Source organism: Nostoc sp. (genome assembly GCF_036919575.1).
In the GTDB taxonomy this organism is placed as follows: Bacteria; Cyanobacteriota; Cyanobacteriia; order Cyanobacteriales; family Nostocaceae; genus Nostoc.
Window position 1 is genome coordinate 340,023 of sequence record NZ_JBALBY010000106.1, and the last position, 21,117, is coordinate 361,139.

The following is a 21,117-nucleotide window of genomic DNA, read 5'->3' on the forward strand; positions in this document are numbered from 1 at the left end:
TGGATTGCAATACTGAGGAGCTATCGTGCTTATCATCTGGCACTACCAGATAAAAGTTTCAATCCCTAATAGGGATTTTGATGGATTGCAATCAATTTCAAAGGTACACCGCTTAATGTTTTGGCTGTTTCAATCCCTAATAGGGATTTTGATGGATTGCAATCCAATTGACCCAGTTCTTTATATATTCCCGGGGCATGTTTCAATCCCTAATAGGGATTTTGATGGATTGCAATCATCTGAGATTTTACCTCATTATTGATGATAGCCTGTTTCAATCCCTAATAGGGATTTTGATGGATTGCAATTATACTTACATCAGGATTAGAGCTAATCGCTGGCGTTTCAATCCCTAATAGGGATTTTGATGGATTGCAATCGCGGCAGCCGGAAAGCCAAGCTATATTTAGTTTTCAAGGTGCGGTTGCGCGGTTCAAGAGCAATCATAGCATTACAGAATTTGTTTGGGAAGAGTGTCGGGAAAGGTTGAAGGCTGAAACCCACTTTTTGTAAGCATTTCAGACATTGCGCGGATCACAATTGGGCGATTAGTGAGGTGAAATGCTTGCTGGTGTTGAGATAGAGGCACTTTTTTAGGGCTGTGGATTTTGTACACCTACCCATTCGCGCATTTGATATACAAAAACCTAACCAGAAGGGGACTCATCAAGAAGAAATGGTTTGAAACTCTATAATACCGATCGCCGCAACTCTGGAAAAACCTTAGACACCTTACTCAACACATAATCACCATAGGTTCCGCGAAAATCATGAATGTTAGCTTGATCCCAGCGATCGCCTATATGATCATTCGCTACTATATTATCTAATTCAATCGGCTTCACTTCTACATCGAAATTGGGATCGAAAAAGAAGGGGAACGAAAGGCGATGATTTTCGGACTGGTTTTGTACACGGTGAGGTGTAGAACGATACAAACCTGCGGTCATCTTCTCTAACATATCGCCAATGTTGCACACAAAGGAACCGGGAACGGGAGGCGCAGCAACCCAACCTGACTTGGATTTAACCTCTAATCCACCTGAGTCGTCTTGCTTGAGAATGGTCAGAACGCCATAATCAGTATGTTCGCCAACGCCCCATATTGGTTCACCATCTGACGGTGATAAATTTGGAGGATAGTTGAAGATGCGAAACAGCACTAAAGGATGTGAGGTATAACGGTCAGCAAAATAGGATTCTTCCAATCCCAAACTTAGGGCTATACCAATCATCAGAGTGTGTCCCAAGTTTGTCATCGCCTCCATATATTCAAGCACTGTTTCGCCAAATTCGGGGATATTGGCGGGGAAGAGGTTGGAACCATGCATAGGAGTACCAGCTTGCACTAGTGGGTGTTCCTCTCCCAGTTCGGCGCCAAAGTAAATACCTTCTTTCAAGTCGGGTTTACCGGATGTCAGTTCGCCACCAACGGGGAAATAACCTCGCCATGCAATACCAGCCAAAGCCATGCGGATTTTAAGTTTAGTTTCCAAATCCTGGGCGAAAAACTGGCGGCTGAGTTCTTCGAGTCGCTGCTGCAAATTTTCGTCTACGCCATGTCCGATAATATAGAAAAACCCCGATTCTCGACACGCTTGTTTGATTTGAGAGGCGAGGGAATAGTAATCGCCTTTTCCAGAAACTAGTGCCTGAATATCAATAATCGGGACGTATGAAAACTCTTTTTCTACAACTTGCAAGTTTTTCATGTTATGGATTTAGTTTTTTTTGCTCAACTAATCCCCACAAGGAGGCTTGAAATGGATTGTGGGAAGAGAAGATTTAAACGCAGAGGAACGCAAAGTAAAAACTAATTATCAATTACAGTTGGGATTAAAATCGCTGACCTGTGGTAACTTCAAATCTAACTTCTCCTTGGTCGCTAATTCCTAAGTCGCCTCGAATCAGCCCAAAGGATGATTTGACTCGCAATCCTAAGCCGTAACCAAAGCCACTTCCAGGTTTGTCTCGCAGGACTCCTGGTTCTCCTAGCACGGTGTCACTAGACCCGAAATCTGAGGCGAAGTCAGTAAAGAAAACTCCTCCTATTGACTGAAAAATTGGGAAACGATATTCCACCGAAGCTAAACCATAACTCCGACCACTGGCAACTTTACCATAACCGTAACCTCTGACAGAATCTAGCCCACCAATATTAAAGGCATCAGCTGGGGGAAAGTCTCCAATAGTTGTACCAATTTGTAAATTAATCGCCAACATTTCAGGATTGTCGCTTGGTCTACCCTTACCTATCCAACTGACTGGTAAATAGTGAATATAGTCTCCGCGTAGGCGGTTGCTGGAAATATTGCCCAATCCAATGGGAATCGCTTGTTCTGTGCTGAGGGTGAGGATTGATCCTTGAGTTGGATTGTCTTTGCGATCGCGTTGATCTCTGGATACAGCAAATGATACTGTAAATAGGTCATCAATACCAGTACCGCTCACAGATAGGGGACTCCCTAAGCTATCGACCTGGGTAACGTTATATTCGTGATCGCGTAGGCTAATTCTGGTATAGTTGAGTGCTACTGATGTATCCCAGTTATCAAAAGCTCCTAAAACTGCCACAGAACCGCCAAATCTTCCCTCCCGCACTTTGTCGCCGTTAGCTAATCTGATATCTTCGTTGAAGGTTCCCGATATATCTCGATGCCGAAAAGCTCTAATGCTATAGCCTAAGCGGTTTGGTTCTCCAGGACGATAAGGGCTAGTGAATTGACCATTAAACTGCACATCTTTAGTGCTTATCTGCACAATTGTATCTAATTTATCGTTAAGACCACTGATATTTGCATCTTTATAACCCACCCGACCGTATAGCCCAACATCATCGTTATTACCGCCTCCTAAGATTAGAGAAGGGAAGCTACGCTCTTTGATTTCATAGATAATATTAACGCTAGAAGTATCTTCTTCTCGGTAAACATTGACTTGATTAAATGACTCTAATCTCCTCAATCGTTGCAAGTCTGCTGCAAGTAAATCTTCACGAAATACCTGACCGGGTTTGAGTCTGAGCAGACCCATGATAAAATCCTTCTGTGTACGCCCTTTGATCGGCTGACCTTTATCATCGAGCAATCCACCTTTTTGATTAATAAAGCGAATCTGGATATCTTTGACAACTTTCTGAGAAAATTCCATCGCCTGGGTATCTACTGAAGTGGCTCGTACATAATCACCATATTTGGCATACCCTCCCTCTATCGGGATCGTAGCTTCCGGTGTCACAATACCATCAGCCCTATCCTGAGTAGAAGATTGCAAGTCTGCAAGGGCTTCCAGATTTTGCATACCCACTAAGATTACTGCGATCGCAACTACAGTTATTTGAACTAGCATATTGAAAATCCGTTAGTCTTATTAAGCTTACCGAAAAACTGGGTTTAAAGCCCCGTTGTTCTACGACGGCTTTTCTTCATCTTCAAGCTTCTAATCAATTCTCTAAGAACATCGGTTTTTGTTCGTCCCACTAATTCGCAATATTCTTCAAGAATCTGAAACTCAAATTCTTCGATCCTAAAGTCTAGTCGCTTTTTCATTGATTATTCCGGCTATATGCTGTACAATATTATCATGAAAACCCTGAAATTCAAGTTGTACCAACACAAGCGGAATAGACACCTCAAAGCTAGTATTAATGCTGCTGGGGTAATTTATAATCATTGTATTGCTCTCCACAAAAGATACTACCGGATGTGGGGTAAACACTTGAATTGTGCAAAACTTCAGGCTCATATTGCTAAACAGCGAAAACGTATCCCGTTTTGGCAATCAGTAGGTTCTCAAGCGGCGCAAGATATATGTGGGCGCATTGAGAAAGCCTATCAGTTGTTTTTTAAGCACAACAAGAAAGGAGTAAGACCGCCAGGGTTCAAGAAGGTCAAGAAATATAAGTCATTTACTCTCAAGCAAGTAGGATATAAGTTTCTGAGTGGTAATCGAGTCAAAATTGGACAGAGAGTTTACAATTGGTGGAAGTCTAGGGAAATAGAGGGGACAGTCAAAACACTAACTATTAAACGTACACCTTTGGGTGAATTGTTTATGGTTGTTGTAGTTGACGACAGTCTTGAACCACAAATCAAATTCGCGACTGGTCAGATAGCGGGATTTGACTTTGGACTCAAGGCATTTTTAACCTGTTCAGACGGCACTAAAATTGAATCACCCCAATTCTTAAAGCAATCACTCAACATAGTTAAAAAAGCTAGTAGGTATCACTCCAAAAAGCTAAAAGGTTCAGCCAACCGAGAACAAGCAAGAAAGAATTTAGTCCGCAAATATGAAGACATTTCTAATCGAAGGCGTGATTGGTTTTGGAAGTTAGCTCACGAGTTAACAGATCGGTTTGATATATTGTGTTTTGAGACGTTAAACCTCAAAGGAATGCAACGTCTTTGGGGACGTAAAATATCTGACTTAGCCCTTGGGGAATTTCTGCAAATTCTAGAATGGATTGCCAAGAAAAAAACCAAACAAGTAGTCTACATAGATCGGTGGTATCCATCTAGTAAAACTTGTTTTAACTGTGGACACGTTTTAGAAAGTCTGGATTTGTCAGTCAGAGAGTGGCGCTGTCCTTCTTGCCAGTCGGTGAATGGGCGTGATGAAAACGCCGCGAAGAACATTCAAACCGTTGGGGCATCAATGGTTGGGTTAGGCGATGTCAGACAGTCCGAGACTGCAATTGCTGTTTGACCCCAGAATCCTTGCCCTATAAGGGCAGGGAGTATGTCAAGACATAGAAGTTGCTTTAGACCCAGAAAAAGGCATAGTCTGGGAAATAGAACCAATCCGCGAAAATTATGACCGAGAAATACTCAAATTTAAGCTCTTATTTGGCTTTTTTATAGATAATTACAGTGAAGAATTATTTGTTAACAAAGTATGTTCAGTTTAATTCCCCAGCAAGACAGGCAGCACGTTTTGTGTCGGGGTTAGATCCCCCGAAGTAATGCGAGTCGGAAACCGTCCCCACAACAGCACTCAACTCTTAGAGACGCAGCGCGTTCGTCACAAAACTTAATTACGAATTACGAATTACGAATTATTTTAAATCCACTTACATATAAAAAGCCATGAGAGAAAAACCTAAACAACAAATGCGTATCTGGGCGATGTTGTGTCATTTTTCGGCTTTGTTAGGGTGGATGTTATTGTTTCTTTTGGTATTTATTGGCATCCCTTTATATTTACCTTTAAATCTTTTGGCTCCACTGATGATTTGGCGATTTAAAAAAGCACAATATCCCTGGATTGATTTCCAAGGAAAGGAATCCTTGAATTTTCAAATTACTTGGACATTATATAGCTTGCTTGTCATGGCAATCTCCTCATTTGTGGTATTAACTAGTTTTAGTTGGTCACTGACTACTAATAGTTCAGTTAATCAAGTAGAAATAACTCTAGATAGCTTACTAATTGTGTTCACGTCATTAATATTATTAATCCTAATAGTCCAATCATTTATAGTGACTTTTGCTGCTATCAAAGCTTACAATGGTCAGCATTATCGTTATCCTTTGACAATTAGAGTTTTGCGATAAAAAATGATTAAGCCTTTGTTATTTAACACTTACAATTTTCAACAAAGACTAAAATTTTACATCTCTATCGCTCCCTTTATGGGATATTGGCACGATCAAATCTTAAAGGTTGCCTTTTGAGCTAAAAGAATTTTTAGATTTTCATGGTTGCGTAATAAAGCTGAAATTACAGCTATTTTCAGGTAAATAGACCACGCGGGTAGGGGCACAGCAATGCTGTGCCCCTACGACAGATGTGGTTCAAATACATGAAAACTCCTGTAAATACTATAGAATAAGTGATATTGAGTAAATAGTAACTTGTATAAGTATGGGAGTAAATAATCATATGATCGGAATTGCGATCGCCGGCACTGGATTTGGTCAAAAAGTCCACATCCCTGGATTCCAAGCACATCCTCAAACTGAGGTGGTTGCTGTTTATCACCGAGATATAAATAAAGCTAAAGCTATAGCAGAATCCCATAATATCCCCCACGCTTACGACTCACTTACAGATATTGTCGCATTACCAGAAGTGCAAGCAGTTAGCATTTCTACGCCGCCATTTCTGCATTATGAAATGGCAAAAACCGTATTGCAAGCTGGGAAACATTTATTACTAGAAAAACCGACAACTTTAAATGCAATTGAAGCTAAAGAACTTTATCAGTTAGCTAAAGAAAAAGGCGTGATTGCGACTGTAGATTTTGAATTTCGCTTTGTACCAGCATGGCAGTTATTTGCGGAATTATTGTCAGAAGACTATGTGGGTAAGTTGCGCTTAATTAAAATTGATTGGTTAGGTTCTTCTCGTGCTGATACTTCACGCCCTTGGAATTGGTATTCTGACAAAGATAAAGGAGGCGGTGCTTTGGGGTCTTTGGGTTCCCACGCCTTCGATTACATTCACTGGTTATTCGGGCCAGTCAGCAGATTAAGCGCCCATTTAACTACTGCTATTCCCACGCGAGTTGACCCTGTTAGTGGGGAATCTAAGCCAGTAGATAGCGATGACAACTGTATATTAACGCTGGAATTGGCAGATGGTACACCTTGCCAACTTTCTATTAGTGCGGTTGTTCATGCACCAAGAACCCATTGGGTAGAAGTATATGGCGATCGCGGTACATTAATTGTGGGCAGTGAAAATCAAAAAGATTATATACATGGTTTTCGTGTTTGGGGTTCCCAGCCAGGTAAACCTTTAACGGAAATAGAAATACCGAATCGGTTAATTTTTCCCAAAAATTATGCCGATGGGCGCATTTGTGCATTTATCCGCGTCATAGACCAATGGCTACAAGGAATTGACCGCAATCAGGAAATTATACCATCGCTGCGAGAAGGAATTTATTCTCAGTTGTTGATGGATTTATCCCATGAATCTCATACAAAAGCAAGTTGGGTAGATGTACCTAGCTTGTCAGAATTTCTTCGCAACTAAGGAAATGAGCAAAACTCCCCGCATTCGTATGCCGCCAGAAGTAAAGAAATATGTTTTTCAACGTGACAAATACCAATGCCAAAGCTGCGGTAAAACTACTATAGAAACTAACCTCAGCGTTGACCATATCATTCCCCTCGCCCGTGGCGGTCAAAATGATATCAGTAATTTACAAACTCTCTGTTTTACCTGCAATCAGCAGAAAACAGACAATATTGATCCCCGTTTCCGGCGCCATTTTGATTTATAACGGTTCTCGTGTGGATGGAATAAGGCCGGGCGAATAGAATTCGCGGCTACACAAACAAAGTCCGCCTGCGCGGACTAAGGAAAAATAGAGGATTTGAAACCCACGGAGGTGGGTTTTGTCTGTGTAGACGCGGTTTCTAACCGCCCTTTTAACTCTTATCTCAACTGATTTGAAATCATGCTGACATCAACGGCTAACTTTTTGCCCAACTTGAGCAACTGAAGACACTGATTATCTCCTTCATTCGCAAGGTTAGTGAGACACACCGGCGCTATCTCACTTTGCAGACAACTAAAATATAGTTCTTGCGATCGCTGTAGGGAAATGTCAATATTTAGTTGATCCCCGACATCAATCAACCGTTCCAATAGTTGGATATCTGCATTAAAACTACCATTGGCATCGTGCAACAATTGCCAGAGCGATCGCGCAATTAACTGTTCTAACATCTGCTTACCGTCGGGAATATTCAGCCGACAACGCAGATGTTTTGCTTCAGTAGCGATCGTCTCTAATTCTAAGATGTGATTCCAACTCTTTTGGGGATCAGCGATATCTTGCTCAAGCGATCGCAATGTCATCAGACAGCGATGACCTAAAGCTATATCTGCTGCAACCTGTAATTCTTGCGGTACTGCTAGTTCATCTCGATGAAACGCCATCAGCACCCCATAATTATCGCGGTAGGCTTGAGTATAAAGCTGTCCTAAACGTGTCAGTGTTTCCTGACTAAGCAGCCCCATAATCCGGTGGCGTTCTTCAGCAAATAGATTTTGCAAGCTGAAAGCTTCTTCTCCAAATACCTGTGTCATCACCAAGATAGTATGAGCCGCACTAGCTTGTTGCAGTGCCCGAAACAGCTTTTCTTTTAATTGGCTGTAGTCACGCCGCCCAGTAAATTGTTGAATGCAGCAGTGGAAATCCCAGCCTCCCAAATGCAGAACCGCAAATACCAAATGCTCACTTTCCCAAGTAATCTCTGATACCAGCTTTAAATTTCCGACAGCCAGAGTTAGCGATCCCATCCGTTGCAGTTGGTAATCTAGCTCATTGGCAGCGTAGCAATAAACCCGCTTATGGTAACGCCCAGACTGTTTATCAGCAGCATCTTTTCTCGGCAAAGAATTGTGCGTCTCTGCTGGTTTGTGATTGGTAAATAACGAAGTAATGGCATAATGGGCTGCTACTTGCTTAAAGCCAAGCTGGGCAGTTAACACGAGTTGCCGATAAATTTCCGCACCGTGTTTGAATTCATCCACATTGCTGGGTGCTAAACCAAGACGTTTGACGAAGCCTTTTTCCAACTGCACACCTGCCACATCCCCTGCCAATTCCAAAGCACGGGCGGCATAGCGCAGAATTTGTGTCCCTTCTGGACGGGAAATTTCTTCAAAAAACCAACCGCAACTAGTGAACATCAATAAAGCGTGACGCTGCATTTCCAACAAGCGCAGAGCGTCTACTTGTTCGGCTGCTGTTAGTTTGTGGGTTTGATGACGAGAGAGAAAACGGTTAACATTGGCAGCAGAGCGATCGCGCATCACTTGAATATATTCATCTCGTGTTTGCCAGGGATCACGAAATAACTGTCTACCATGTTCCTCATACACCTCAGTTAGCTGATCCCGCAGCCAATTTAGGGCATCACGCAAAGGACGACGCCATTTCTGATGCCAAACACCGCCTTCTCCACCGCAACCACAATCATCTTCCCATCTGCCGACACCGTGGGCGCAACTCCAGGCCGTGACTGACTTCAATTCCACTTCCCAACTGGGAGAATTTAAGCTGAGGTAGTGGGCAAAATTCGTTACCGTCCAACCCTGTTGGAGAAACTCTTTAGTAAAGGCGTAGGCTAAAGTTTTCTCAGTTCCTTTCTTATGGTGTCCAAAGGTTTCCCCATCTGTTGCCACAGAAATCAACTGTGCTGGACGATGATCCCCACGCACTGCCGAACCGATACGTCCGGTAAAGCGACTGGAATTATAAACAACATCACTAAAACCCATGTCCCGCGATATCGGCCCATCGTAGAAGAAGATATCAATGTAGGGGGGAGTGGGGAGTGGGGAGTGGTTACTATCTCGATTCCCTACTCCCGATTCCCTACTCCCCTCCTTAATCGCACTTAAAGGTGAAGATGAAGTGTCTAGTGTGGGCTTCAAATAACAACGATAGGGACGGGTGGAATCAATCTGACTACCACCGACTTCGATCCATTCAGGATTGGGATAATCTTGAGTGGGGAGGGGACGACAACGCAGCGCCTGAGACGGTGCAAGGATAATGAAACGAATACCCTCGGCAACAAGAGCTTCTAGGGTGGCATAATCTACAGCCGTTTCTGCTAGCCACATCCCTTCGGGATCGCGGCCAAAGCGGGAGCGGAAGTCTTCTTTACCCCAGCGAATTTGGGTATATTTGTCGCGTTCGTTCGCCAGAGGCATGATGATGTGATTGTATACTTGCGCGATCGCATTGCCGTGACCATGCAAGCGATCGCTACTCTTCGTATCCGCCTCTAAAATTCGCTGATAAACCTCCACATCGTAGCGTTCTAGCCACGACATCAGCGTTGCCCCAATATTAAAACTGAAATACTCATAATTGTTGACGATCTCCACCACTTCGCCTTGGTCATTTAAGACTCTGGCAAAGGCATTTGGGCGATAGCATTCCCAATGAATCCGCTCATTCCAGTCATGGAAAGGTGCAGCGCTTGGTTGGCGTTCAATTGCGTCCAGATAAGGGTTTTCCCTTGGTGGCTGGTAAAAATGACCATGCACCGTCACATAAACACCATTAGCCTTTCTCAGGGGATCGGTTTCTTTGGTGTTATTGGGATCTGAATGTAATGTTAACGTTGAGCCAGAGCCAGCTGGCATTTGGGCAGCAGAAGTCATGTATATTTATCCAAAACAAAAAAAACTTGCAGTTGCACCGAAGACATTGTGCGTAAACCTTTCTACAATGGTTTTCACACAAAATCCGTTATAAACAACAACTATGGAATCCAAGCAAATTTTTGACAAAGCTGTTTTATTGTAGGGGGAAATCTGCGTTATCGCATAGCCCTTTCCCTGAAGGCTCAAAATAATTAGCCATTGACCAAAGCCTCAGTTAGGGGTTTTCTCTTCTTGGGCGCCAATCAAAATTTTAATTGTCTTTTAATTTATTAAACCCCATTTCTGGTGTAAAATCTTGGCTCAAATTCATACTTTTGCAACAAAAGATTACAAAAACTCATTATATCGTAATTTTATTTTACACAACATCCGCACCAGTGAACTGAAAACAGTAAAATTTCTAAATTGGTCGTCTATAGCAATCCGATTTGATTTTTGTTCGCGCAGCGTGGCGTAGCCATACTTATTTGGGAGGGAGTAGGGAGTAGGGAGTGTCCTATATAGACGGTTGCGAGTATCCTATGGGAGTGCTGAGTCAGAAGTGAGGAGTGAGGAGTGATATCATGTCCGGGCAATTAAGCATAATACCCCCAACCCCACCCCGCCAAAGCTGCGCTTTAGCTCCCCTCCCGAAGAGCGGGGAGGGGTTGGGGGTGGGGTTCTTTTATTATGGGTAATTTGGCGGACATGATATGAGGAGTTAGGAGTGAAGACTAATTAGAAGTTTTACTCATAACTCATAACTCCTAACTCATAACTCCTAACTCCTAACTCCTAACTCCTAACTCCGTAAAATACCCTCAACTCAAGACAACAAATGTCAACTAAAAACATTATTCTTCTGACTTTATTACTGTTTATCCCGGTTTCCCTAGCAGCCCACTTTCTGAAATGGGGAGAATTGATAGTTTTCATTAGTGCTGGATTAGCAATTCTGCCCTTAGCAGCTTGGATGGGTACAGCCACAGAAGAAATTGCTGTGGTAGTGGGGCCATCATTGGGGGGCTTGTTAAACGCCACCTTTGGCAATGCTACAGAACTAATCATCGCCCTAATAGCGCTGAAAGCTGGGTTCATAGATGTAGTCAAAGCCAGTATCACGGGATCGATTATTAGCAACTTACTACTGGTGATGGGTTTTTCCATGCTTTTGGGAGGACTGCGCTACAAAGAACAGACATTTCAGCCAATTGTGGCGCGGGTGAATGCTGCTTCGATGAATTTGGCGGTGATTGCCCTTTTGATGCCAACTGCGATGAATTACACTTCTCAAGGAATTAACGAAGAAACACTGCAAAATTTTTCTATTGCTGTTGCTGTAGTCTTAATCCTGGTTTATGCCCTAACGCTGATATTTTCGATGAAAACCCACTCCTACCTATATGATGTGGGTGTAGCGGAGATAGAAGCAGAGGAAATCCCTGACGGTAAACCAAATATAGCGTTGTGGGTTGGCGTGCTGCTACTATGTACCTTGCTAGTAGCAATTGAGTCAGAAATGCTAGTTGATTCTCTGGAGGTGGCGACATCTCAGCTAGGTTTGACGGCGCTGTTTACAGGGGTGATTTTGGTTCCCATCGTCGGTAATGCGGCTGAACACGCCACAGCAGTCACCGTGGCGATGAAAAATAAGATGGATCTTTCCGTTTCGGTAGCTGTGGGATCGAGTATGCAGATTGCCCTATTTGTCGCGCCCGTGTTGGTAATAGCAGGGCGGATATTGGGTCAACCAATGGATTTGGATTTCAAACCCTTTGAATTAGTAGCTGTGGTTGTGTCAGTGTTGATTGCAAACAGTATTAGTTCCGATGGTAAGTCCAATTGGCTGGAAGGCACTTTATTATTAGCTGCCTATACAGTATTGGGGTTCGCCTTCTACTTCCATCCAGTTATGGATGTTGTGGGGTAGCTAGCAGCGCCGCAGCTACGTCCGTCCTAGACATCGCTTTGGGTTAATTTTAGATTTTAGATTTTAGATTTTAGATTGTTTTGGTTCATGCCAGACTAAGGGACTGACAACAAATAAATTACCCAATCTTGTGGAGTATTTTTTTATTTGTTAGTCTCTAAAGTCCCGCCACGCGTTTTTACCCCTTGTGGGTGACACAAATCCAAAATCCAAAATTTAAAATCCAAAATCTGTTGATTACACCCTTTTGGCTGGGACAGGAGAAAATAGAGATATATAAGAGCGATCGCCTGTATGAGCTACTGCCTTAATCCCCATTGTCCCAAGCCGGAAAATTTTGATGATGTCAAGTTTTGCCGGACTTGCGGTTCTAAGCTACTCCTCAAAGAACGTTACCGTGCTATCAAACCAATCGGCCAAGGTGGTTTTGGCAAAACCTTCTTAGCTGTGGATGAGGATAAACCCTCAAAACCACGCTGCGTGATTAAGCAATTTTATCCTCAAGCCCAAGGCACTAACACTCTTGCAAAAGCCGTGGAATTATTTAACCAAGAAGCGGTGCAGTTAGATGAATTGGGCAAACATCCCCAAATTCCCGAACTACTGGCATATTTTACCCAAGAAGACCGACAGTATCTTGTACAAGAATTTATCGACGGGCAAAACTTAGCCCAGGAATTAGCACATCAAGGGGCTTTTAGTGAAACGCAAATCTGGCAATTACTAAATGATTTATTATCAGTATTACAATTTTGTCATGCCAGACACGTAATTCACCGCGATATTAAGCCAGAAAATATTATTTTACGCCAGAGCGATCGCAAACTAGTATTAGTAGATTTTGGGGCTGCTAAATCTGCCATTGGCGCTGCCTTAAATCAAACTGGTACTAGTATTGGTAGTCCAGAATATGTTGCCCCTGAACAAATGAGAGGTAGGGCTGTTTTTGCTAGCGATATTTACAGTTTGGGTGCGACTTGTATTAATTTATTAACAGTGCGATCGCCCTTCGATTCCTATGATACCAACAACGGTACATGGGTTTGGCAGCAATATTTGCAAACTCCTGTTAGTAATCAGTTGAGTCACATTCTCAACAAAATGCTAGAAAGTATTCCAATTCGGCGTTATCAAACAGTTGATGAAGTTCTCAAAGACTTAAATCAACAGTCACAAGTTGCAGCCACGCCAGCGATAGCACCAAAACCTATCCCTCAATCACCACCAAATTTACCACCCACTTTTGTATCGAAATCTCCTAGTCAAGTTGAGAAAGAATTAGAGGAAATGAAAACCCAATTTTTGGGTAGCAGCAAACCTCAACCAAATAAAATACAGCCACAAAACCCAATATCTCAGCCTTCTATTAAAAGCAAAATAGATGAAGAATTAGAAGAATTAAAAGCTAAATATCTTGGTAAGAATAACCCATAAAATCATTTTATCTTTACATCGAGATCACGTTTCTCTCAAAAATAAGCTTGTCTTTACCATGTATATATTGATATTTTTGGTAAAGTCTATCTTCTGTAATAACAACTCTTTCAATAAAGAAAATATCACCTTGGGAACTATTCAAAAGTAAACGGCGTAATTCATCAATTCGTTCAGATCGAGATATATATAATATCACTCCCAAGTTTTTATGTTCTTCTTCAGTCCAGCCTTCTTCATCAGAATAATTTCTTCGTAGTATGTAATTTTCTTCATTGGTTCGACCTTTAGAGTAATAGATTCCACCCATGTAGTCACTTTTATACCTGTCTAAAATAACTCTTGATACCATTTCAAAAAGTTTTCTTACTTACTCTAAATCTTCAGATTTGAATCCATAAGTATCATAAATATTCATTGCTTTTTATTTTTTTTAATATATACAGCAGAATTCAGAATTCAGGGGTCAGAATTCAGAAGTAAAACAGCTTTTACACACGGGTTTGAGACTTTGGTTGTGTACCTCACCAACTTGAAATGCGCTGTAAATACGTTGTCTGACACCTCGTTCCCAGTCTCTGACTGGGAATGCCTAATGGGAGGCTCCGCCTCCCAGACTCCCGGCAGAGCCGCTTTTGAGCAGCATTTCCAGCAAGAGGCTGGAAACGAGGTTTTAAAAGGGTTTTGGCTGATGACACCAATGAGCAAGCAATGCTGTGCCCCTAGCGCGTGGTCTATTTACCTGAAAATAGCTGTAACTTTTAACTCAGCATTAAAAAGAAAGTGACTCTGAAACTCAGAGTCACTTGTAATATTTATTCTGAAACAGTCTAAACTTTCCCAATAAATTGAGAATTTAGAAGTGTGAAAGTTTACTTCTTGGCTTCAGCAATTGGTACCCATTCGGTATGGAAACTTCCGGGCTTATCAAGACGCAGGTAAGTATGTGCGCCAAAGTAATCGCGTTGTGCTTGAGTCAGATTTTGAGGCAAGCGATCGCGGCGATAGCTGTCAAAATAATCCAAGGATGCGCTAAATGCGGGTACTGGAATTCCCAGTGTTGCAGCTGTCGCAATCACTTCCCGCCAAGCTGTTTGTCTGTCGAGAATTGTCTGCTTAAATTCAGGAGCTAACAGCAAGTTAGGTAAAGTTGGATTTTCGCTAAAAGCCTTCTTAATCTTATTCAAAAAGCGAGCGCGAATAATACAGCCGCCTTTCCAAATCCGCGCCAATTCACCCAGTTGCAAATCCCAGTTATATGTCTTAGAAGCTGTAGATAGCAGCGCCATCCCTTGAGAGTAAGAACAGATTTTTGAGCAATAGAGAGCATCGCGTACTTTGTTGATAAAGTCCTTAGTTTGCCCGTCATACTTGCCACTGGGGCCTGTGAGGACTTTCGATGCTGCTACCCGCTCCTCTTTAATCGAAGATATAATCCGGGCATTAACTGCTGCTGTAATTGTGGGAATAGCGACTCCCAATTCCAACGCCGTCTGCACAGTCCAGCGCCCAGTTCCCTTTTGACCTGCTGCGTCAACAATCAAATCCACCAAGGGTAGATTTGTTTCTGGGTCAATATATGGGAAGATATTCTTCGTAATCTCAATCAAAAATGAATCGAGTTCATCGGTGGTGTTCCATTCAGCAAACACGTCATGTAGCTGACTAGGGTTTAATCCAGCGACACTTTTCAACAAGTCGTAGGCTTCAGCAATTAGCTGCATATCGCCATACTCAATGCCGTTGTGTACCATTTTGACATAGTGACCAGAACCACCAGGGCCAATGTAGGTTACACAAGGACCATCATCGACTTGGGCAGCAATTTTGTTGAAAATTGGCGATAGAAACTCGTAAGAGCTTCTTGTACCTCCAGGCATCAGAGATGGGCCATTTAGCGCCCCTTCTTCACCGCCACTGACACCCATACCAAGATACCGAAGCCCAGCCGGTTCTAATTCCTGAGTGCGTCGTTCCGTATCTTCAAACCAAGAGTTGCCACCGTCGATAATGATATCGCCTTCTTCTAACAAGGGTTTGAGTTGAGCAATCACCGCATCAACTGGCTTACCAGCTTGTACCATTACTAGGATTTTGCGGGGACGTTCCAATAAGGCAACGAATTCTTCCAACGTAAAGGCGGCTTTGACGTTCCTTCCTGGCGCACGCTGCGCCATAAACGCATCCGTTTTTTCTCGGGACCGGTTGTAAACTGCAATTGGGAAGCCATTGCGCTCTACGTTGAGAGCGATGTTCTCACCCATAACGGCTAATCCAATCACACCAAAGCTTTGTAGTGTCATAAAAAATTTCTGGCTAACTCTTGCAGATCCTTTTACCTATAAGGGTAGTCCGAGATTTTCGCCGAACTCCTAAAGAAGACCTTAAGACTTGATATAAATGACAAAAATCCACAACTAACACGGATAATTAATTTTAAATTGTATCTAAATCAACAATTGACTTGCAAAATTGTTAGTTAAGGGACTGGGGACTGGGGACTAGGGACTGGGAAGAAATTTAATACTAAGTTGCCAAAGTTAGTATTGTTTAGCATCTAAGCTTTACTGGACTGACTTTCAAGCAAATAATACTCTCTATCACAACTTGGTATAATTCACTAAATTAGTTTTTCTTCCTACTACCTAATATCCAGTCCCCAGTCCCCAATCGCCAATCCCCAGTCCCCAGTCCCCAATCCCTAGTCAAAGGAGTAACCCAATAATGCTGGCATATGTCCTAGCTTTGGTGGTCGGTTTTGGTAGTTTAGCCATTTATATAGCAGCTTTCTTTTTCCCCGAAATCCACCGCAAGAATGATTTTATCTGGAGTGGTGTAGGGCTGTTCTACGCTTTAGTCTTATGGGTGTTTGCACCACGCATTTCTGGGGGTTTGTTGCTCGGTCATGTAGCTAGTGTGGCTCTTTTGGTCTGGTTTGGCTGGCAAACTCTATCATTACGTCGGCAACTGACCCCGCAGGCACAACAAACCCAAATACCCAGTCCTGAGACGGTGAAAACTGGCATTCAGGAACAGGTGAATAAGTTGTCCCTTCAGGAACGGCTGGGCCAGTTGCAAAAAGGTCTTGGTAGCACCTTCGGTGGCGCGAAAGACAAGGTGCAACAGAGTGTGAGTAAAAAGACACCCACAACCCCCAAACCTGAAGACATTACCTCTGTTCTGACTGAGCAAGCCGCTGTTGAGATTATTGACAAAACTACTGTCATACCAGAACAATCAGCAAAGGAGACAGTTACTACTGACACCCAAGCGAAAATCGAGAGTGTACCGCAAGCGATTCCACCACATCCCCCATCTCCTGAGTTGGTGGAAGCAGCGCAAGCAGATGCTGAAACTGAGGACAAGCAACCGATTCCCGTAGAAGAAATTGCTCCAGATGCGGTACTTGCGCCCCCGGCGGAAACGCCATCGGAACAAATACCGCCTAATCAAGCTAGTTGAATTCTGTGAAACCCAACGTTAACCTAATATGATGTTGGGTTTCACTCAATTTGTTTTAATGTTCTGCCACAAATCGGCTGCAACAAACCTAGATAAATGACCAACATTAGTTGTTGCGATGCCTACGGCGGCAAGCTACGCAACATCTGCAACGTTAAGAGTTATAGCCTGGGCTACTAAAATTATGTCACCGTCAATAATTTATACAAACCCGAATTGTTACAGGTAGATATGAAAATGCTGAAGATGTGATTGCTAAAGCACTATTGAACGTGGAGACGTAGTAGATGGTGAAGTGGTGATGGCACGACTGTCAGAGAAATTACACAAAGCGCAAATACTAGCGTCTTGTATTCTCTTTACGAGTTTTCTCTACATGGGCTTTACGTGTCAGCAATTGCAGATTATCTATGGTAGTTAAACCACCCTGAGACATAGGTTTAATGTGATCAATTTGAAAATCTCTCCGCATCTGACTTTTAACTCCACTGATTGCACAAGATATAAACCCTTTTGCATCTGTGTGCTTGGCGAATACAGCTTTTTTAATTTTTATGTATTCAAGAATATCTCGCTCTTTGATTTCATATAGAGTTAACTTCTCTATTGGTACAGTGTCAGGAATTACATTTGGTATTGTTCCGACTACATAATCACCATATATCTCTGGATCTGTAATCTTCATAATTTCAATAGCCAACTGCTTCATGAAATATACTTTGTTATAACTGAATAGCACTTGCCAAAAAGACTTTTCATCATTCCAAAGTGATTTGATATAGTCAGCCTCTGCTTTACCGCCTAAAGAATTATCGTAGATATATCTTGCTACGATAGACAAATCACACTTTCTTCTCTCGCTAAAAGCTAGAAATGCTGGTGGAATTTGCTTTTGAGCATAGAAACGCAAGATATTTTTTATATCATCATCTCTGTAACCAAGCAAAGTTTGATAGTCAGGAAAAGAAATTTGCTTTGCAGTTTGCCAAAGTTCTTCAAGTTCTGCTTCTGTCAATATTTCCCTATCTTGTAAATCAATACTTTGGAATAGAGGCTTCAAATCATTAACAAAATTGTCGTATGCTTCTTCTGTATCGTCATACAATAATACATCATAAGGTCTAGGATTAGGCTCATATCCTTCGGATGGTTCGAGAATAGAAAAATGATAAATCCCAATAGGAATCCTCTTCAAAAAGTCTAGTTTTTCCCAATCATTAGTATCAATTGAGTCATCCATGATGCGAGCGAATTCCTCGATCATCTCAATAGATATCAGCCGAGCAGTTCTATTACTTGATGGAATTCCTTTTACAAGAAATTCCGCATCTTCTTCAAAATGAAGTTTTTCTGGGTTAACCCAGTTAATTTTGTTTTCCCAGTCATCAATAAAGCTGACTACATAAGCTTTTTCTGTACCGCCTGCTTTTTGCCCACGCAAAGCCCGACCAATCATTTGTGTCATTAGTATTGTAGAGGCGGTTGGTCGTGTGAGAAAAACAGTTTGTACGTTAGGTAAATCTATTCCCTCAGTTAATATTTCTACATTGATCAATACTTCAAGCTCTCCATTTCTAAATTTTTGTATTTTTTCTTTATTGTCTGTTGCATTAATTGCTGCCACAATAAAATCAGAATTAATTCCTTTATCCTTAAAAACTTTGTTCAATGCAACTGCGTGTATAACATTGATAGCAAATACTAAAAGAGGTTTGTATCTCTCCCGATTTTCGATATAGTGGTCAACAATTTGCCTGTTACGTTCAGTAGACTGAGCAATCTCTTCAGCAATGTCCTTTGGCAGCCTGTCAAAATCTTCAATATTCTTGATTTGCCTTGCATTCAATGCATTCAATTTTTGCTTGATTTCTATATTCGTTTTGAGATTTTCAAAAATCGGTTCAGCAAGGATTCCCCTGGCGATTAAATTTCTCAGGTGTTCTGAAAAGATAATATCATTTGGAAAAACTAACTTTAGCAAACTCTTCTCACTCTCATCTGTTCTGAAGGGCGTAGCCGTTAGCCCCAGCATTTTAAAGCCGTTATCAGGACTTCGCTCTTTTAGATTATCCTTAACAGCATTAATCAATTTACGATAGGTCTTAGCTGTTGCATGGTGCGCTTCATCTATAACCAAAAGAACTTCTTGTAAGTGACTAACCCAGTTTGTCAACAAGTAATCAAGCCCACTATTTAGACTATCTTTACTGGCAATGATGATGTCATCACTGGGTTCAATGTGTACAGGTATATCATGTTTAGGATGACCTGAGATAACGCGGTATCTAAATCCTGATACATTACTCAACAATGATGAATATGCATTAAGTCGAAGTGTCTCAAGAGCTTGGTCAAGTAGTTCATGGCGATGAGCAATCCACAGAACCTTTTTGTTGTTGTTAATAAAATTACGTAGTAGCCAGTGAATTGCTGTCAAAGTTTTTCCGCCACCGGTGGGTAGAACTAGCAAGCCTTCAAAGGCACCTTTATTGGTTTCATTCAGCGCCTTGATTGCTTCGTTCTGGTGGGAGTATAGCTCTTTGGGAGCCTCACCCCTTTCAACTTTGATCCAACCTGCGTAGGTAACTTCAACGGTTTTCATAAACAGTAAAATCCTGGAAAGACTGTGCTTTAGGGGAGAGGCTGGAACTAGGTCTTCCTCAACGGATTGCAGCAATTCATCACCCTAATTACCAGTATTCCCAAACTGAGAGCAATGTCTAACTAATTAGCAGGATATTTATTTAGGATTAAATTTAGAGAACGATTCTGATAAGTTAGAATTAGCGGTAGATAAGGCAGCGTACTTAATGCACCGAGTTCTGGATTTACCTCAGTAAATGCAAATCTAACTTTATCAACCATTTGTTGTGGCTTTTTCTTCTGCTAGTGCCTTCGCTAAAACAGCAGCAGCTTCAAAAGAATCATATAAGCCGAGACTAGCTACTTTGTTCTGAGCATCCAATGGGACTATACTTGATTCCTTCAACAATTCGGCTGCCAGGAAATGTATTAGTAAGAGTTTATCAGTGTGGGATAATTCTTTAAGCTGCGGTATGAGTTCGCTAAGAAGCATAAGTTAAAGCTTTAATAAATTTAGGTTACATAAATTTTAGAGCATAGTTTTGGGAAGGCTCTTAACTAACTAGGAATAAAAATTATGAACATCCAACTTAAAGCGGAATACGAGCAATTTATACAAACCCGAATTGCTACAGGTAGATATGAAAATGCTGAAGATGTGATTGCTAAAGCATTGAAACTGCTAGAAGAATGGGAGAAAGGTTATCAGGAATGGGAAGAACAACAAGAGAAAAAAATAGCTGTTGGGCTTGCTTCTATCGAACGTGGAGACGTAGTAGATGGTGAAGTCGTGATGGCGGGACTGTCAGAGAAATTATGCAAAGCGCGGCTTACTAAAATCCCGCAACTTTAGTCGTGGGAAATGCGTTAGTTGTATTAAAATGAAGAATTGGAAAATCAGGAGAGATTAGGTAATGCACCATTCTGAATGGAGAGTTAAAGTTTTAGAAGAAGTGCAGCAAATCCCAGATGCTAAGTTAGCACAACTCTATGAGATGATTCACGGATTTCGACTTAGCTCAGAAACTAACAGCCACAATGCTGCTGCTATTATGCAGTTCGCCGGTTGCTGGAACGATATGTCAGATGAAGCATACGGCGAATTTTCAGACGAGATTGCTATCCGTCGTGAGCAAGCATTTTCTCAAAGACGAAACCGTGAAACCAGCATTGATTGATACTGATATCCTGTCCTTGTTCTTCCGAGGCAATACTAATGTAGTAGCTCAGTTTCAGAGTTACTTGATAACCTATCGTCAAATCAACATTAGTATCATCACTTATTACGAAATTCTCAGCGGCTTAAAGCATCGTGATGCCCAAAAGCAACTCGCTTTGTTTTTGGAGTTTGTCGCCCAAAATACTGTCTTGCCCCTTACTGAACAATCAGTCACCCTATCCGCAGATATCTACGCAAATTTGCGGTTCCAAGGGATTCCTATCGACGATATTGACTTGCTCATTGCTGGGGTTGCCATTGCTAATAATCTAGTTATGATCACTCATAATCAGCGCCATTTCGGTAGAATTGAAGCACTAGAGTTGCAAGATTGGAGTCAAGCTTGAGGTGCTTTGATTGCAATAAAAGTTAC

17 protein-coding genes, 1 pseudogene and 1 CRISPR repeat array (1 of these 19 cut by a window edge) are annotated in these 21,117 nt (G+C 41.9%); of the genes and pseudogenes, 10 read left to right on the forward strand and 8 right to left on the reverse strand.

The features are described 5' to 3' along the window. Positions 1-379: a CRISPR direct-repeat array (repeat unit 37 nt; unit sequence GTTTCAATCCCTAATAGGGATTTTGATGGATTGCAAT) (it extends 1,680 nt beyond the left edge of the window). A gap of 310 nt (positions 380-689) precedes the next feature. Continuing rightward, positions 690-1,712, reverse strand: coding sequence for an isopenicillin N synthase family dioxygenase (locus tag V7K27_RS27615; RefSeq protein WP_334951539.1), 1,023 nt, complete (start codon positions 1,710-1,712; stop codon positions 690-692). A 124-nt stretch (positions 1,713-1,836) separates the two neighbouring features. Then, complete coding sequence (locus V7K27_RS27620) at positions 1,837-3,348, reverse strand: BamA/TamA family outer membrane protein (RefSeq protein ID WP_334951540.1); 1,512 nt, start codon at positions 3,346-3,348, stop codon at positions 1,837-1,839. Positions 3,349-3,582: 234 nt separating this feature from the next. Here V7K27_RS27620 and V7K27_RS27625 point away from each other — a divergent pair, with 234 nt between their 5' ends. The 4 genes from V7K27_RS27625 (at position 3,583) to V7K27_RS27640 (ending at position 7,231) form a co-directional block, all read left to right on the forward strand. Further along, positions 3,583-4,707 (forward strand): RNA-guided endonuclease InsQ/TnpB family protein, encoded by a 1,125-nt coding sequence (locus V7K27_RS27625; RefSeq protein ID WP_334951542.1) that lies wholly within the window; start codon positions 3,583-3,585, stop codon positions 4,705-4,707. 380 nt (positions 4,708-5,087) lie between these two features. Further along, complete coding sequence (locus V7K27_RS27630) at positions 5,088-5,555, forward strand: DUF4870 domain-containing protein (protein WP_334951543.1); 468 nt, start codon at positions 5,088-5,090, stop codon at positions 5,553-5,555. A 310-nt stretch (positions 5,556-5,865) separates the two neighbouring features. Then, the gene (locus V7K27_RS27635; protein ID WP_442947652.1) at positions 5,866-6,981 is read left to right on the forward strand and encodes a Gfo/Idh/MocA family protein; all 1,116 of its coding nucleotides are present in this window, start codon (positions 5,866-5,868) and stop codon (positions 6,979-6,981) included. Positions 6,982-6,985: 4 nt separating this feature from the next. Next, on the forward strand, positions 6,986-7,231 hold the full coding sequence (locus V7K27_RS27640) for an HNH endonuclease (RefSeq protein WP_334951544.1): 246 nt from the start codon (positions 6,986-6,988) through the stop codon (positions 7,229-7,231). 155 nt (positions 7,232-7,386) lie between these two features. Here the strand turns inward: V7K27_RS27640 and V7K27_RS27645 are convergent, their stop codons facing one another. After that, complete coding sequence (locus V7K27_RS27645; RefSeq protein WP_334951545.1) at positions 7,387-10,134, reverse strand: DUF3536 domain-containing protein; 2,748 nt, start codon at positions 10,132-10,134, stop codon at positions 7,387-7,389. Between the two features lie 814 nt (positions 10,135-10,948). Between V7K27_RS27645 and cax the strand changes: the two are divergent. Continuing rightward, positions 10,949-12,046, forward strand: a pseudogene (gene cax / locus V7K27_RS27650) (calcium/proton exchanger); the annotation flags it as partial. A gap of 294 nt (positions 12,047-12,340) precedes the next feature. Continuing rightward, complete coding sequence (locus V7K27_RS27655; RefSeq protein ID WP_334951546.1) at positions 12,341-13,480, forward strand: serine/threonine-protein kinase; 1,140 nt, start codon at positions 12,341-12,343, stop codon at positions 13,478-13,480. Positions 13,481-13,493: 13 nt separating this feature from the next. Here V7K27_RS27655 and V7K27_RS27660 read toward each other — a convergent pair whose 3' ends face one another. Both V7K27_RS27660 and gndA read right to left on the reverse strand, forming a co-directional pair. Further along, a complete protein-coding gene (locus V7K27_RS27660) occupies positions 13,494-13,832 on the reverse strand; it encodes a hypothetical protein (protein WP_334951548.1) in 339 nt (112 codons plus the stop codon). A 520-nt stretch (positions 13,833-14,352) separates the two neighbouring features. Further along, positions 14,353-15,783 (reverse strand): NADP-dependent phosphogluconate dehydrogenase, encoded by a 1,431-nt coding sequence (gene gndA / locus V7K27_RS27665; RefSeq protein WP_334951549.1) that lies wholly within the window; start codon positions 15,781-15,783, stop codon positions 14,353-14,355. A gap of 421 nt (positions 15,784-16,204) precedes the next feature. Between gndA and V7K27_RS27670 the strand changes: the two genes are divergently transcribed. After that, on the forward strand, positions 16,205-16,942 hold the full coding sequence (locus V7K27_RS27670) for a Ycf66 family protein (protein ID WP_334951550.1): 738 nt from the start codon (positions 16,205-16,207) through the stop codon (positions 16,940-16,942). Positions 16,943-17,282: 340 nt separating this feature from the next. On the opposite strand, the gene V7K27_RS27675 is transcribed toward V7K27_RS27670, so the two are convergent. The 3 genes from V7K27_RS27675 to V7K27_RS27685 all read right to left on the reverse strand — a co-directional run bounded on the left by V7K27_RS27675 (position 17,283) and on the right by V7K27_RS27685 (position 20,018). Next, a complete protein-coding gene (locus V7K27_RS27675) occupies positions 17,283-19,544 on the reverse strand; it encodes a DEAD/DEAH box helicase family protein (protein WP_334951551.1) in 2,262 nt (753 codons plus the stop codon). A 122-nt stretch (positions 19,545-19,666) separates the two neighbouring features. After that, on the reverse strand, positions 19,667-19,807 hold the full coding sequence (locus V7K27_RS27680; protein WP_334951552.1) for a hypothetical protein: 141 nt from the start codon (positions 19,805-19,807) through the stop codon (positions 19,667-19,669). Beyond that, positions 19,800-20,018 carry a hypothetical protein gene (locus V7K27_RS27685; protein WP_334951553.1) on the reverse strand — a complete coding sequence of 73 codons (219 nt, stop codon included), beginning with the start codon at positions 20,016-20,018 and terminating at the stop codon, positions 19,800-19,802. Before V7K27_RS27685 ends, V7K27_RS27680 begins: the two co-directional genes overlap by 8 nt. Before the next feature lie 84 nt (positions 20,019-20,102). Between V7K27_RS27685 and V7K27_RS27690 the strand changes: the two genes are divergently transcribed. The 3 genes from V7K27_RS27690 (at position 20,103) to V7K27_RS27700 (ending at position 21,091) form a co-directional block, all read left to right on the forward strand. Next, complete coding sequence (locus tag V7K27_RS27690; RefSeq protein WP_334951554.1) at positions 20,103-20,378, forward strand: type II toxin-antitoxin system ParD family antitoxin; 276 nt, start codon at positions 20,103-20,105, stop codon at positions 20,376-20,378. Positions 20,379-20,439: 61 nt separating this feature from the next. Next, a complete protein-coding gene (locus V7K27_RS27695) occupies positions 20,440-20,703 on the forward strand; it encodes a hypothetical protein (RefSeq protein WP_334951555.1) in 264 nt (87 codons plus the stop codon). After that, on the forward strand, positions 20,684-21,091 hold the full coding sequence (locus tag V7K27_RS27700; RefSeq protein WP_334951556.1) for a type II toxin-antitoxin system VapC family toxin: 408 nt from the start codon (positions 20,684-20,686) through the stop codon (positions 21,089-21,091). The genes V7K27_RS27695 and V7K27_RS27700 overlap by 20 nt, the downstream gene beginning before the upstream one ends. The last annotated feature ends 26 nt before the right edge of the window (positions 21,092-21,117 follow it).

Excerpts from the sequence above, each read along its gene's own strand:
- V7K27_RS27615 (WP_334951539.1), bottom strand. The coding sequence starts at position 1,712 with ATGAAAAACTTGCAAGTTGTAGAAAAAGAGTTTTCATACGTCCCGATT.
- V7K27_RS27620 (WP_334951540.1), bottom strand. The coding sequence starts at position 3,348 with ATGCTAGTTCAAATAACTGTAGTTGCGATCGCAGTAATCTTAGTGGGT.
- V7K27_RS27625 (WP_334951542.1), top strand. The coding sequence starts at position 3,583 with ATGAAAACCCTGAAATTCAAGTTGTACCAACACAAGCGGAATAGACAC.
- V7K27_RS27630 (WP_334951543.1), top strand. The coding sequence starts at position 5,088 with ATGAGAGAAAAACCTAAACAACAAATGCGTATCTGGGCGATGTTGTGT.
- V7K27_RS27635 (WP_442947652.1), top strand. The coding sequence starts at position 5,866 with ATGGGAGTAAATAATCATATGATCGGAATTGCGATCGCCGGCACTGGA.
- V7K27_RS27640 (WP_334951544.1), top strand. The coding sequence starts at position 6,986 with ATGAGCAAAACTCCCCGCATTCGTATGCCGCCAGAAGTAAAGAAATAT.
- V7K27_RS27645 (WP_334951545.1), bottom strand. The coding sequence starts at position 10,134 with ATGACTTCTGCTGCCCAAATGCCAGCTGGCTCTGGCTCAACGTTAACA.
- V7K27_RS27655 (WP_334951546.1), top strand. The coding sequence starts at position 12,341 with ATGAGCTACTGCCTTAATCCCCATTGTCCCAAGCCGGAAAATTTTGAT.
- V7K27_RS27660 (WP_334951548.1), bottom strand. The coding sequence starts at position 13,832 with ATGGTATCAAGAGTTATTTTAGACAGGTATAAAAGTGACTACATGGGT.
- gndA (WP_334951549.1), bottom strand. The coding sequence starts at position 15,783 with ATGACACTACAAAGCTTTGGTGTGATTGGATTAGCCGTTATGGGTGAG.
- V7K27_RS27670 (WP_334951550.1), top strand. The coding sequence starts at position 16,205 with ATGCTGGCATATGTCCTAGCTTTGGTGGTCGGTTTTGGTAGTTTAGCC.
- V7K27_RS27675 (WP_334951551.1), bottom strand. The coding sequence starts at position 19,544 with ATGAAAACCGTTGAAGTTACCTACGCAGGTTGGATCAAAGTTGAAAGG.
- V7K27_RS27680 (WP_334951552.1), bottom strand. The coding sequence starts at position 19,807 with ATGGTTGATAAAGTTAGATTTGCATTTACTGAGGTAAATCCAGAACTC.
- V7K27_RS27685 (WP_334951553.1), bottom strand. The coding sequence starts at position 20,018 with ATGCTTCTTAGCGAACTCATACCGCAGCTTAAAGAATTATCCCACACT.
- V7K27_RS27690 (WP_334951554.1), top strand. The coding sequence starts at position 20,103 with ATGAACATCCAACTTAAAGCGGAATACGAGCAATTTATACAAACCCGA.
- V7K27_RS27695 (WP_334951555.1), top strand. The coding sequence starts at position 20,440 with ATGCACCATTCTGAATGGAGAGTTAAAGTTTTAGAAGAAGTGCAGCAA.